The organism is Glaciihabitans sp. GrIS 2.15, from assembly GCF_035984695.1.
GTDB lineage: Bacteria > Actinomycetota > Actinomycetes > Actinomycetales > Microbacteriaceae > Lacisediminihabitans.
The window spans coordinates 26,090-38,643 of the sequence record NZ_JAXCHU010000014.1; the positions used below are offsets into that span (position 1 = coordinate 26,090).

Below are 12,554 nucleotides of genomic sequence, written 5' to 3' on the forward strand. Positions count from 1 at the left end.
CTTTCATTTTTCGTGGGACGGGGATTCTTGAGGCTCCGGAATCAGACGTTGCGAGTGATGTTGTAGCGCAGTTCGAGGGCCCTGTTGTGCTCATCGCCGCCGGGAATATTCGCAGAGATGTACAGGGGAGGCGTCTCGCCCGTCGCCGCGATCCGCCGGGCGGTACCGATGGTCAGCAACTGCGCGATGTACGCGGCGGTGATGGATGACACCGCACCGACCGGGATTCCACCGGGCAGTTCGATCGTGGCGTCGCCGAACGGCGCGAGGTTGTCGATCACCACATCCGCCACGTCGCGCAGGCGCTTGCCGCTGGAGTGCTTGGGGTCGACTCGCATGGTGTGGTCGAGGCTCGTGACCGCGACCACGGCGTGTCCGTGCTGCTTTGCCACGAGAGCCAGCCCCACGATGGACCCGTTGACCCCCGAGTTGGAGGCGATGACGAAAACGTCGTCGGGGCCGGCCTCCGCGATTGCATAGAGCTCGTCGGCGATATCGGGATTGCGTTCGAGCGACGAACCGCCGAGGGCGCTGATGTCGAGGCTGCCGCGCAGCACCACATCCCGAAGGGCGATTTTCTTCGTGGGGATGAGTCCACCAGCGCGTCCGGCGATCTCCATCGCAAAGGCCTCGGAGTGTCCGGTACCAAAGGCCTGGATCACCCCTCCGCGCTCGATGGCCGAGACGAAGAGCGCTATGGCGTCGTCGAAACCTCCGGCTTCCGCGCTCGCGGCGAGCGCGTCGATTCTGGACTGGACTTCGCTTGTGAAGCGGCTGTCCAGGTTGGCCTGGGTGACAGTGTCTGACACGATTGCTCCTGTTTCATTCCTTCGTTGGCTCGGTGTCACGCGCGGGGCGCGGCGAGAGCGGGGTGCGCCGTGGTCTTCGGTGCGTAGCGACGGCGAGCGCGGAGGCGGCGAGGTTGTTGGTCGACCGCGAGAAGTTCTCCTGAGCGGTGAGCAGGTAGAGCAGGTCGAGCACGAGAAGTTGGCCGTGCTTGGCCGAGAGGTCATCGGGCTGGAGGAACTGCTCGTAGACCGAGGTTACGATCGTGAGGTCGGCATTCTCGGCGAGTGGTGAGGTCGGATTATTGCTGATGGCGACGGTGAGCGCTCCCGCGCGCCCTGCCTCCCGCAGCATCTGGATGGTCTCTTCGGTTCGTCCGGAATTCGAGATTCCGATGGCGACCGACTCGACATTTTGGATGGCGGCGCTCGTCAGCCCGGCATGCACTTCTGACCACACATGCGCGTTGATCCCGATGCGATAGAGCCTCGCCTGCATCTCTTCGGCGAGAAAGGCGCTGCCACCGACGCCATAGATGTCGACGTGGCTGCTCGTCGCCAGGCGCTTAGCGATCTTTTGCATCAGTGGGAGGTCGATTGCCGCGGCGGTCTCACGCAGGGTTCGCGCGTGGGCGTTGATGAGAGTACTGAGCACATCGGCGGCGGGATCGTGCGGTCCGAAGGCGCGGCCGATATCGGTCTTCCACGATTCTCGGGCAGTGCTGCGGCCGAAGTCGGTGGCGATGCTCACTCGGAACGGTACGTACCCCTGGTAGCCGATCAGACGGCAAAAGCGGGTGACAGTGGCCGCGGAAGCGCCTGCTTTGGCTGCAAGCTGGCCGATGGAGAGCTTGAGCGGCGCCTGCGGATATTCGAGGAGATAGTCGGCAATCTTCGCCATGGCCCCCGACATCTCCGGCCGCCGCGAGAGGATGCGGTTGGCCACGCCAGTGGCGTGCTCGCCGGTGACGGCGACGGGCGGAAGAGAAGCGATGGTAATTTCAATCTCCTTTTGCACACTGTGACGAAAATTATTCTTACAGTACAGTGTGCTCAGATCCCAAACATTTCGAAGAAGTAACAATGCGAAGAATTTTGGCAATTGACGCCGGCGGCACCTCCTCACGGGCGGTGCTGTTCGACGTCAACGGAGAATGCCGGGGATTCGGGCGCGCCGGGGGAGGAAACCCGACGGCTGTCGGAATCGCCGCCGCCGTCGATGCCCTCGGGCTCGCGGTCGAGCGGGCTCTGGGTGGCACAGCCTCGGGAAGTGCGGCAGATTCGTTCGTCGTCGTTGCCCTGGCTGGCACTGCGACGGCGCCATTTCTCGCACTGCTGGACGCGCGCTTGGCACATCTCGGCCTCCACGGGCGCAGCGTGATCGAACCGGACCTGCTCGGAACTTTCTGCTCCGGTACCTCGGATCACCACGGCTACGCAGTCATTGCCGGTACGGGCGCGATCGCTGCCCGAGTGGTTGACGGGCACATCCACACGGTGAAGGGCGGGTCAGGGTGGCTGCTCGGCGACACCGGCTCGGGATTTTGGATCGGGCAGCAGATCGCACGCGCCGTTGTCGCATCACTCGACGGGCTCGGCCCGTCGACCGCACTCACTCCGCTCCTGCTCACGGCGACCGGCATCGAGGGCACTGGCGTCCGAAGTCGAGGGCGGTCGGAGGAACTTTCGCAACTGATGCGGGAGCTCTACGCGCTCCGCCCGGTCGAACTTGCGCGATTCGCCCCCCTGGCCTTCGAGGCGGTCGAGCACGGAGATATCGCGAGCGAGACGAGGCCGGATGTGGTGGCTCGCGACATTCTCGAGGTCGCCGCGTCAGCAATCGCCCGATTGCTCGCCGCCGCTGTCGAATCGGATGTCAAGCCGGAAGTCGACGGTTGCGTCGTCCTCGGAGGCAGCGTGCTAGCAGCGGGCCTCGCACGAGCCCCCGATATCTTCACCCACCGGTTGCGGGCTGCCGCGGGCGGGTTTGAGCTGGTCACGGTGGAAGACGGCGTTGTGGGAGCGGCCGTGCTCGCTCTTCGACACCTGGGGCGAGAAGTGGATGTCGAATTCCATCGGCGGCTCGTTCGTGAGGTTGACCGGGTGCGCACCCCGGCGACACAGGTATGACCGGCATTGCGATCATCGGCCGCGGGGCGATGGCACACGCCCACGCGCGGGCGTGGAGCGAGCTCGGGCTCGGCGATAGCATCCGTTATGTCAGCGCACTGACGGATGGCCCACCGCTGCCGCACGCTCCGCGCGCGCGATTCGAGCCGGACCTCGGTGTGATTCTGGCCGACCCGCAGGTGCACATCGTCTCGGTCTGCACTCCGACGCCGACCCATGTCGACATCGCGATCCGCGCACTGCGGGCGGGTAAGAGCGTGTTACTCGAAAAGCCAATCGCCCTCACCATTGCCGCAGCGGTCGCCCTTCGCGATGAGGCGGCGCGCAGTGCCGGGGTGCTTATGGTGGCTCACGTGGTGCGGTTCTTCGACGGTTACCGCGTTATCCGCGAATTGGTAGAGGGCGGGATGCTCGGAGCGGTGCTCTCCATCCGGGCTGGCCGGTTCAGCACGGCACCGCGCCCGTCGCCCTGGTGGCATGACGAGTCAAAGTCCGGCGGAATCGTCGTCGATTTCAGCATCCACGACTTCGACCAGCTCAACCTCTTCCTCGGCAGACCCCTCGCGGTGACCGCGCGCCGCACGCGGTCGGATGGCCCGGTCGAGGCAATCGTGGACTATGAGGGAGGCGGGGTGGGACACGTCATCGGCTTTATGGGGATGCCGCCCGGATTCACTTTCGCCTCCACCCTTGACCTGGTCGGCTCGGCGGGGCTTGCGACCTATGGCTATTCGGGGGCTCTCGACTCGGGGGTGCGATCGGTGGCGCCGGATACCGTGCGGCTGCAGACCGCCAAGGGCGTGACCGCGCGGATGATCGCCGCCCACAATCCGTACCGTAACCAGGCCGAATATTTCCTCGAGTGCGTGAGAGCCGCATCCGTTCCACAATTCTGCTCAGTGGACGCGGCGGTGCTGGCACTCGCGGTGGCGCTCGCGGCACGGGAATCGTTGCAGACCGGATCGCGGGTCGACCTGGCTGTGTGACGCCGAGTACGGCCTGTCGAAGCCGGTCAGCTGAGCAGGTGGTCCTCGAGAAACGATGACGTCCGGGCGAAGGCGAGGGCGGCAGCGTTGACATCCACTCGGTCAGTGATGCTCGCGTTGGCGAAGGAGTGCACAGTGGCGAGGTAGGTCCAGTCGGTGATCGGAGTGCCGTGGTCCTTCAGCCGGTCGATGAACGACTCGGGATCTTCGCCCTCGTCCCACTCGTCGATTTCGGCCAGGTGCAGCAGCACCGGGGCCGGGATGATGCCGTGCTGGGCAGGTCCGAGAGTCGCGTAGTAGGCGACGACTGCATCCGCTGATCCACTCTGCGCGTGCAGAAGGGCGAGCCAGCCGCCGAGCGAGAAGCCGACGACTCCTACTCGTGTCGAGCCTTCCGCGCGGGCGACCCGGATGATGTCGTCGAGTTCTGCCAGCGCTCCAGCGACCTCAAGTTGGGCCATGAGAACTTCTGCGGTGGCCATCTCGATGGTTGCGACACCCGCGTAGAAATCAGGCACGATCACACGGTATCCCTGGCTTGCCAGCGCCTCCCCGTAACTCGCGAGCCAGGGAAGGCGGCCGTACCAGTCGTGCACCACTATCACGAGCGGCCCGCCCGGGTCGCCGAAGGAGAGGGGGATTCCCGGCGACGGGATGGGGACGAGCTGTGACATACCGGCCCTTAGAGAGAATGACGGGTGGTCTCGATGCAGGTCACTCTAGCCGAGGCGGATGCCCCGAGGCGCTTCGCAGGCCGGATCAGGCCGAGCGCGCCGCCAGCTCCGCCTGCAGCGGCCAGTCTTGGTCGTCCAGTATCACCTGGGCGCAGACGCCGGTGTGAACGTTGACCACGATCGGTGCTCGGAGGTTCAGGCGCGTGCCGGTCTCGGCCGGGTTCGCGACCACGAGTACCATCGCGTCCTCCGCGGAGTGCAGATCGATAGCCAGGCAGTGGTCGTCGGAGATCTCGGGGGAGTAGTCAGGCAGATAGATTGCGGCGTCGAGCACGAAGAGCCGGATCGCGCTGTTGTCGACCGCGCGGAGCGAGTACAGGCCGTCGGCCCCCGACACCTCGTTCAGGGTGAATTGGGTGAGCGGCGCGAGCCCGGCGGGGGGCGACACGAAGGCAAGGGAAGCGGTCATCGGAGGAAGTCCATCAGGGTGGGCTGCAACGTGCGCGCGGTTACGGCGAGAGCTGCCTGGTAGGTGACTTCCTGCTGCTTGAGCTTGATCACGATCTCTCCCACGTCCATGTCTTCGATTCCCGCGCGCTGGGCCTCGAGGTTCCCGGTCTTCGACACGATGGCATCCTTTGCTGCACTGATCTGGTTTTGACGGGCGCCGGCGGCGGTCTGGGTGTTGAGCAGCGCGGTCATCCGGCTGTCGATCGCGGCGAGGCTCGGGCCTACATTCACGCCAGAGCGCAGGTCGGCGACGATGGTGTCGATGAGGGCGAACGCCGAGCTCGACCCGGTGCCGTAGGCGGCTGCGCCATCGGCATCCACCTGAACTGTGGCGTTGGTATCGATACGACGCGAGACGGATGCCCCGGTGCCGGTGTAGCTGAGGTCTGGGCGGAACGCGACACCGGCATCGGAACTGCCGGCGAAGACGGTGCGGCCGAGGTAGGTGGTGTTCGCTGTGCCGAGCAGATCGGAACGCAAGCCTTCGAGAGCCGTGGCGATCGCCTCTTTGGCGGTGGGCGAGAGCGCACCGTCGTTGGCACCCTGCACGGTGAGATCGCGCACCTGGTGCATGATGTCGGTGGAGGCGCTGAGAGTTGCGTCAACGGTGGAGAGCCACCCGATGCCATCTTCGATATTGCGCCCGAACTGGGCGGTCTGGCTCTGGGCGGCGCGGACGCGCATCGAGTCCGCGGTGCCGGTCGGGTCGTCCGAGGGCTTGGTGATCCTTTTCAGGCTCGTCGCGCTGTCCTGCAGCTTGGCCAGCAGCGCGGCTGCGGACTGTAGGTTGAACTGCGAGTTCGCCATCCTGGTCTGGCTAGTCACTCGATCGACCATGGTCTACCTCCCCACTATTCCGGTGCGATTAATGAGAGTGTCGAGCATCTCGTCGACCGCGGTCATCACCCGGGCGGCGCCCTGGTAGGCCTTCTGGAACGTCAGCATATTGACGTTTTCCTCGTCGAGGTCGACCGAGGAGTTGGCGAGCTGTGAAGCGGTCGCGGCGGCGGTCACCGAGTCGGCGAGGGTGGCCTGCTGTAGTGCGGTCTTCGACGCCGTGCCGATCTTCGTGACGAAAGCCGACCAGACGGAGTCGGGAGAGTTTGCGGCCGAGCCGAGCTCCGAGATCGCATCGGCATTGCCGCCGTTTCTGCCTCCCGCGCCCGGGGTACCGCTTGCGATCTGGGACGCGCTGGTGGGCACGACAGACAGGCCGAGGGCGGCTGGGCCACTGGTCGAGATCGCGAAGAAGTCGAGGCCGGTGGTGCCGGAGGGGGTTGCGCCGGCTTGGTGGGCGGTGTTGACCGTGTTGGCGAGGGAGGTGGCGAAGCTGTTGTAGCCCGCCGCGGCCTCCGCGATCGCGCCACCGGTGCCGGTACCGTTGGCCGCCGCGAGCATCGAGATCGAGCCGGCGATCTCACCGGATTCGACCGCGACGGACTGCCCGGGGCGATTGGTCCACTCCAGGGCGACGGGCGAGCCGCTCACCCCGGCGAGAGAGTTGGTGCCGGTGACGGTGACCGAGCGAAAAACGTCGCCGGAGACCAGCGCATTTCCGCCCACGAGCACCTCGGCGGTGCCGTCGGGAAGAGTGCGAACGGTGCCGCCCGTGAGAGCGGCAATAGACGAGGTGAGTGCCGAGCGCTGGTCGAGCATCTCGTTCACGGATCCGCCCGTGGCGAGGGTCTCGCGGATCTGACCGTTGAGAGCAGCGACCCGGGTGCCGGCATCATTGAGCTCAGCCGCCATGCCGTCGAGCTTGGTGCGCACATCGCTCCAGGCGGAGTCGACAGCCGAATAGCCGGTGGCTATCTGGCCCGCGAGCTGGCTGGCCTTCTGCAGGAGCACGCCAGCCGGAGCCTCTTCACCTGCTCGATTCGAGACATCACCCCAGGCGGACCAGAACTTCTGTAGCTGGTCGGAGATGCCGTTCTTGCCCGGCTCGTTGAGAGAAGCCTCGACGGTGTTCAGGGCATTGGAGCGCACGGCGAGGTTGCCGGATGTCGCGGCCGAGCTGCGAACGCGCCCGTCGAGAATCACGTCACCGAGTCGGGCGATTCCGTCGACGGTAACCCCCTGGCCGACCTGTGCCCGGATGAGTACAAGCGGACCGATCTGGGGGAGGGATCCAGCCGCGGCTGTGCTCACCCGCTGGCGGGTATACCCCTTTGTCCCGGAATTGGCGATGTTCTGCCCGACGACGTCGAGTCCTTGACGAGCGGCGTTGAGGCCGGTCAGAGCCGTATTCAAACCGCTAAATGTGCTCATCGGGTCACAGCTTCAGATCGAAGATCTGGGCCGAGGGAGTGGCATTGCCGGATTCACCGTTAGCGTCGTAGGTGCCGCTCTCGGTGCCTCCGTCGGCCTGTGCCTCCTGGATGAAACGCAGGGCCGTTCGCAGGTAGTGCTCGTTGAGGTCGCGGAGGTCGCGGATCTGCTCCGTGTACTCGGTGAGGGCATTCAGGTGTGCGCTGAAGATATCGGCCCAGGGGCCATCCGGCGCGGTGTCGACGAGTTCGCGCAGGGTCGCGTTCTGGGGCGCGCCCCACTCTTCGGCGACGACGGCTGCTTCGACCGATCGCGCAAGTCCCGCGGCGCGCAGGCGCTCCATCACCTGTTCGACCTCTCGAGTGGCGTATTGCAGCCAGCGAGACTTACCGGTGGTGAGCAGAAACTGCTCCTCCTCGAGTTTGAATGCCAGCAGGTCGAGGAGCTCTCGCTCTCGCCACAGGCAGGCGGAGAGTTCGTTCGCGCTCATGCGGGCCCCCATCCGGTCATCCACCAGTGCGGACGGCTCTCGTGCTCGTTCTACCGACTGCATTTTCTCCACCTCGCTTGACGAGATGGACTATCGGCAAGGCTAGCCCTGAGGTAAGAGGCGACGCGGGCAAAACGCGGAGTTGGGTATTCGACGTGTCCTCAACATGGGGGACCAGTGAAGCCGATCGGGGTACGTTCGCCCCCATAATGGGGCCAAAAGTCGAGCAAATACCACTAAAACGGGGGGCAGGGCGGGGTACTTTCCGCCGATAGAGTCGCCTCAGATCGACGGGTGCTCGGATCCTTGAATTCGTTTCACACCCACTTCAGTAGCCACCCGAAACACCACCCGATGTACTCGCTCCACCTGCACGACCCTTACCCGAAAACAGTCCGTTTTTTAGCAGGCGCACTCTTCATCCGATACACGAAGGCGTCGACCGCAACGCGATCACTGGGATCGCATCCGGGGGCAAGGTACGTGAACAAGACAGAACGCAACGCGCTCGTTGTGCAAAATCTTCCACTGGTGGGCTACCTCGTCTCCGAGGTCTGGGCGAAGGCTACCCACCTCTCCCGTGACGACCTGGCGTCGGCCGGCGCGGTGGCGCTCATCACTTCGGCGGATGCCTTCGACCCGACCCTCGGCATCCCGTTCGGGGCATTCGCCCGTCGCCGTATCGTCGGCTCTTTCGCCGACGAGATGCGTTCGAGCGACTGGGCGAGCCGCGGCGCACGTCATCGAATCAAGGAGACTCTTGCGGTAAAGGAGACCCTCACCGCTGCCCTTGGTCGCACCCCTTCCGTCGACGAAATCGCATCCTCGCTTGGAGTCGACCGCAGCGAGGTGACCGCCGGCCTCACCGACGCGGCCCGCACCGTCACCACGCTTGACGACACCACCGTAGAGTTCCTCATCGCGGACACCGCCCTTCCCGAGGAATCACTTCTTTCGTCAGAGCGTCTCGACTACCTGGCTGCTGCTGTCGAGGCGCTTCCCGAGAAGATGCGCATCATCGTGCGCCAGGTCTACTTCGAAGATCGCTCTGTCAAGGAGATCGCCGACGAGATGGGCATCACCCACTCTGCCGTCTCGCAGCAGCGCGCCGAGGCCATCCGCCTTCTGCGCGACGGACTCGAGACGCACTATTCTGACGCGTACTATTCGGACGAATCGCCCGTCGGCGGCGGAACCGGATACCAGCCCGTGTCCCGCATTGCACCCGCCGCCCGCAGCGCCTATCTTGCGCGCGTCGCCAGCTACGCGATGGCCGAACTCTCCCACCTCTCTCGGTCAGAGGCCTCCAGCGCGGCGGCGTCGTAACGAAATAAAAAAAAGGAATTCAGCCCGGCTTCTAACGCGATTATGCGAACGGCCGATAGCTGAAGATGTCGGACCATGGATGGGCCGATTCGAATAACCCAACATCACGGAGGAATACATCATGGGTATGCAGGTCAACACCAACATTTCGGCACTCAACTCGTACCGGAACCTCAGCAACACGCAGAACGATCTCGCAAAGTCGCTGGAGAAGCTCTCCAGCGGTCTTCGCATCAACCACGCCGCGGATGACGCAGCTGGCCTCGCAATCTCCCAGGGTCTGCAGTCGCAGGTCGGTGGCCTCACGGTCGCCAGCCGCAACGCCCAGGACGGCATCAGCGTTATCCAGACCGCTGAAGGTTCGCTCTCCGAGGTTCAGACCATCCTGCAGCGCGTTCGTGACCTCGCTGTTCAGGCCGGTAACGACTCGAACAACGGCGCTTCGCGCAGTGCGATCTCCACGGAGGTCAAGGCGCTCGGAGCGGAACTCACTCGCATTGGTCAGAACGCCAACTTCAATGGAACCAAGCTTCTTCAGGGCAATGGAGCTACAGCCGGTGGCGCCGCGGCAGACCCCGCACTGTCGTTGACGTTTCAGATTGGCGCTGGAGGCACCACCTCCGACCAGATCAATGTCTCGACAACCAATGTTCTCGCTATAGGGGCTGCGGTCACTGCACTCACGGTCGAGGCGACCACGGGTAAAGGAGACGACGGCTTCTCAAGCGCAGCGAAAGTGACAGGCGCTTCGGGAACAATCGCGACCCTTGACACGCAGATCACCTCGGTATCGACGGCTCGCGCCGACCTGGGTGCGAGCCAGAACCGGTTCGAGAGCGTCATCCGCAACCTCGCCGTCTCCACCGAGAACCTGACGGCGGCGAAGTCGCGTATCACCGACACCGACATGGCGGCCGAGATGGTCAAGTACACGCGCTCCAACATCCTGTCCCAGGCCGGCACCGCGATGCTCGCGCAGGCCAACCAGGGCAACCAGGGCGTTCTTCAGCTCCTCCGCTAGAAACGGATAGCTCGACCGGCGTGTAACAACCAACGCCCGGCGGCTTGTCGCGAGGGGAACTGGACCTCTCACCGTGATAGCCGCCGGGCGTTTACCGCACCATTTGCACAGTCTTCGACCAACGCCAGATGAAGGGACGGATGGACATGGGAATCTCCCTCGACGGGCTCTCCAGCGGGCTCGACACCACCTCCCTCATCACCCAGCTCATGACGGCGGAAGCCGCTCCCCAGAATCTGCTCAAGACCCAGGTCACGACCAGCAACACGATGATTTCCGCCCTTCAGGGCCTCAATACGCGCATGGCGACGCTCGCAGATTCCGCGACCGCCGCCGCGAAGGTGGGAAACCTCGATCTCTACTCCGCGACCAGCTCGTCCCCCGCCCTCACCGTCGCCGTCGCGACAGGAGCTAGCGCGGGGGAACTCCAGGTCGTCGTCAGTGCTCTCGCCCAGTCCCAGGTGGGCGTCTCCGCTGCCATGGCCGCGTGGCCCTCACCCTCCACCATAACGATCGTCGGCCACTCGGGCACGCCGCTCGAGATCACGCCGGCCTCGAACTCCCTCGATGATGTCGCCTCGGCCATCAACTCCTCGACCGCCGGCGTCACCGCCACAAAGGTGGCCTCGGGCGTGGACGGCAGTGGCACCAAGCTCTACCGCCTGCAGTTCTCCAGTAAAACCAGCGGCGCGGCCTCCTCTTTCACCATCTACCAGGGCTCCGCCGCGGATGTCGCGGGCGGCACGGCGACGAACGTGCTCACCGCCCCCGGCAGCGCAACGATCAAAATCGCGCAGGACGCGAGTGTCACCCTGTGGAAGGGCACCTCGGCGGAGCAGGTGATCACCTCTTCGAGCAACACCTTCACTGACCTGCTGCCCGGGATCTCCATCACGGCCTCCGCCGTCGTCGCCGGTCCGGTGAACATAGCCGTCACCCGCGACGACACCAAGATCGCCGCCGTCGCAAAAGGACTCGTCGACTCGATCAGCAGCGCCTTCGTGCTCATCGCGGCTCAGACCGCGGTCTCCACGACCACGGATGCCAGCGGCAAGTCCACGACCTCGGCTGGCATCTTCGCGGGCGACAGCAACATCCGCGACATCCGCCAGAAGACGCTCGATGCCGCCAGCGCGCCGATCAACGGCCACTCTCCGTCCGAGTACGGCATCGTGTTGACCCGCACCGGCACGATCACCTTCGACCCCGACAAGTTCGCCGCAGCGCTCGTCGCGGACCCGACCACGGTCATGGCAGCCGTCCAAACGATTGCCACCCGGATCGCCACGGTCGCGACTGCCGCCTCCGACAAGTACGACGGAGCCCTCACAAATCAGATACGGGGCGACCAAAGCCAGGTGAAGAACCTCGGTGACCAGATTTCGGCCTGGGACGTGCGACTTGCCAGCCGCAAGAGCACACTCCAACGCACCTATTCGGCGATGGAAGTGTTGCTCAGCAACATGAAGGCCCAGTCGGCGGCTCTCACCTCGCAGCTCTCCTCGCTCTCGACCTCAACCACGACGAGATAGGCATCATGACGATGACACTCAGCGCCCAGCGCTCGCAATACACGAACGATGCGATCCTGTCGGCTTCGCCGGTACGGCTGCTCACCATGCTTTATGACCGACTGCTGCTCGATCTTGACCGCGCATCACTCGCGCATGGCGAGCAGAACTGGGCGCTCGCTTCTTCCCACCTGCTGCACGCCCAGGCGATCGTGGCCGAGCTCACCTCGTCGTTGAAGGTGGAGCTGTGGGACGGCGGCGAGGGGCTCCTCGCTCTCTACAACTACTGCAGAAACCTGCTGGTGCTTGCGAATGTGCGCCGGGACGGGGCTTCGATCCGGGAAAGTATCGAACTGCTCTCCCCGCTGCGTGACGCCTGGCATGAAGCCGCGAGCCAGCTCGCTGTTCCGGAGAAGCCTTCGCGCGGCGAGTCCCGGGAACTCGGCGTTGCCTGACTTCAGCTCGCGCGTGACCGATCCCGCGCATCGCGCGCGGCACGATGGCTGGATCGACGTCCTCGCCACGATGGAGCACGACCTCACTGCATCCGGCGGCACGCTCGCCCACGCTGCCCATGCGGACTGGACCCTTCCCCGGGACCTCGGCGACCTGCCTGGCGAGCTCCGCTCCCGTGCCGAGCGCCTGCTCGGCACGCAACAGCACGCGATCACCGCGCTCGAACAGCGGATGCTGCTGACCGGCCGCCACCTCGCCGCCCTCGACAGTATCCCCGCCCGGGTCGCCTCCTCGGGATCCGCCGCGTATCTCGACGTCACGGGCTGAGCGGGTAGGTCGGAGACCCCCCTTTCGGGACCAGGGCCTAACGCAACGACCTCCTCGTCCGATAGCTGGG

At 64.9% G+C, this 12,554-nt stretch carries 14 protein-coding genes; 7 read left to right on the forward strand and 7 right to left on the reverse strand.

Annotated features, from left to right (window positions below; all coding sequences use genetic code 11):
- Nucleotides 1–41 precede the first annotated feature (41 nt).
- Nucleotides 42–809: an SIS domain-containing protein gene (locus RCH11_RS15950; RefSeq protein ID WP_327058010.1), complete on the reverse strand. Its 768-nt coding sequence runs from the start codon at nt 807–809 to the stop codon at nt 42–44.
- Nucleotides 810–822: 13 nt separating this feature from the next.
- On the reverse strand, nt 823–1,803 hold the full coding sequence (locus tag RCH11_RS15955; RefSeq protein WP_327058011.1) for a MurR/RpiR family transcriptional regulator: 981 nt from the start codon (nt 1,801–1,803) through the stop codon (nt 823–825).
- 65 nt (nt 1,804–1,868) lie between these two features.
- Between RCH11_RS15955 and RCH11_RS15960 the strand changes: the two genes are divergently transcribed.
- Together RCH11_RS15960 and RCH11_RS15965 are read left to right on the forward strand one after the other, a co-directional pair.
- Complete coding sequence (locus RCH11_RS15960; RefSeq protein ID WP_327058012.1) at nt 1,869–2,915, forward strand: N-acetylglucosamine kinase; 1,047 nt, start codon at nt 1,869–1,871, stop codon at nt 2,913–2,915.
- A complete protein-coding gene (locus RCH11_RS15965) occupies nt 2,912–3,901 on the forward strand; it encodes a Gfo/Idh/MocA family protein (protein WP_327058013.1) in 990 nt (329 codons plus the stop codon). The genes RCH11_RS15960 and RCH11_RS15965 overlap by 4 nt, the downstream gene beginning before the upstream one ends.
- A gap of 26 nt (nt 3,902–3,927) precedes the next feature.
- Here RCH11_RS15965 and RCH11_RS15970 read toward each other — a convergent pair whose 3' ends face one another.
- The 5 genes from RCH11_RS15970 to RCH11_RS15990 form a co-directional block, all read right to left on the reverse strand.
- Entirely contained in the window at nt 3,928–4,575 is a 648-nt protein-coding gene (locus RCH11_RS15970) for a dienelactone hydrolase family protein (protein ID WP_327058014.1), read from the reverse strand.
- A gap of 85 nt (nt 4,576–4,660) precedes the next feature.
- A complete protein-coding gene (gene fliW, locus RCH11_RS15975) occupies nt 4,661–5,044 on the reverse strand; it encodes a flagellar assembly protein FliW (protein ID WP_327058015.1) in 384 nt (127 codons plus the stop codon).
- A complete protein-coding gene (gene flgL / locus RCH11_RS15980) occupies nt 5,041–5,922 on the reverse strand; it encodes a flagellar hook-associated protein FlgL (RefSeq protein ID WP_327058016.1) in 882 nt (293 codons plus the stop codon). The genes fliW and flgL overlap by 4 nt, the downstream gene beginning before the upstream one ends.
- A 3-nt stretch (nt 5,923–5,925) precedes the next feature.
- Nucleotides 5,926–7,353, reverse strand: a complete 1,428-nt coding sequence (flgK, locus tag RCH11_RS15985) for a flagellar hook-associated protein FlgK (RefSeq protein WP_327058017.1) — start codon at nt 7,351–7,353, stop codon at nt 5,926–5,928.
- A 4-nt stretch (nt 7,354–7,357) separates the two neighbouring features.
- On the reverse strand, nt 7,358–7,843 hold the full coding sequence (locus RCH11_RS15990) for a flagellar protein FlgN (RefSeq protein ID WP_327058018.1): 486 nt from the start codon (nt 7,841–7,843) through the stop codon (nt 7,358–7,360).
- Nucleotides 7,844–8,326: 483 nt separating this feature from the next.
- Here RCH11_RS15990 and RCH11_RS15995 point away from each other — a divergent pair, with 483 nt between their 5' ends.
- The 5 genes from RCH11_RS15995 to RCH11_RS16015 all read left to right on the forward strand — a co-directional run bounded on the left by RCH11_RS15995 (nt 8,327) and on the right by RCH11_RS16015 (nt 12,484).
- Nucleotides 8,327–9,169 (forward strand): sigma-70 family RNA polymerase sigma factor, encoded by an 843-nt coding sequence (locus RCH11_RS15995; protein WP_327058019.1) that lies wholly within the window; start codon nt 8,327–8,329, stop codon nt 9,167–9,169.
- Between the two features lie 121 nt (nt 9,170–9,290).
- Nucleotides 9,291–10,190 (forward strand): flagellin N-terminal helical domain-containing protein, encoded by a 900-nt coding sequence (locus tag RCH11_RS16000; RefSeq protein WP_327058020.1) that lies wholly within the window; start codon nt 9,291–9,293, stop codon nt 10,188–10,190.
- A gap of 140 nt (nt 10,191–10,330) precedes the next feature.
- Nucleotides 10,331–11,722: a flagellar filament capping protein FliD gene (gene fliD / locus RCH11_RS16005; RefSeq protein ID WP_327058021.1), complete on the forward strand. Its 1,392-nt coding sequence runs from the start codon at nt 10,331–10,333 to the stop codon at nt 11,720–11,722.
- Between the two features lie 5 nt (nt 11,723–11,727).
- A complete protein-coding gene (gene fliS / locus RCH11_RS16010) occupies nt 11,728–12,156 on the forward strand; it encodes a flagellar export chaperone FliS (RefSeq protein ID WP_327058022.1) in 429 nt (142 codons plus the stop codon).
- 13 nt (nt 12,157–12,169) lie between these two features.
- A complete protein-coding gene (locus tag RCH11_RS16015; protein WP_327058023.1) occupies nt 12,170–12,484 on the forward strand; it encodes a hypothetical protein in 315 nt (104 codons plus the stop codon).
- The last annotated feature ends 70 nt before the right edge of the window (nt 12,485–12,554 follow it).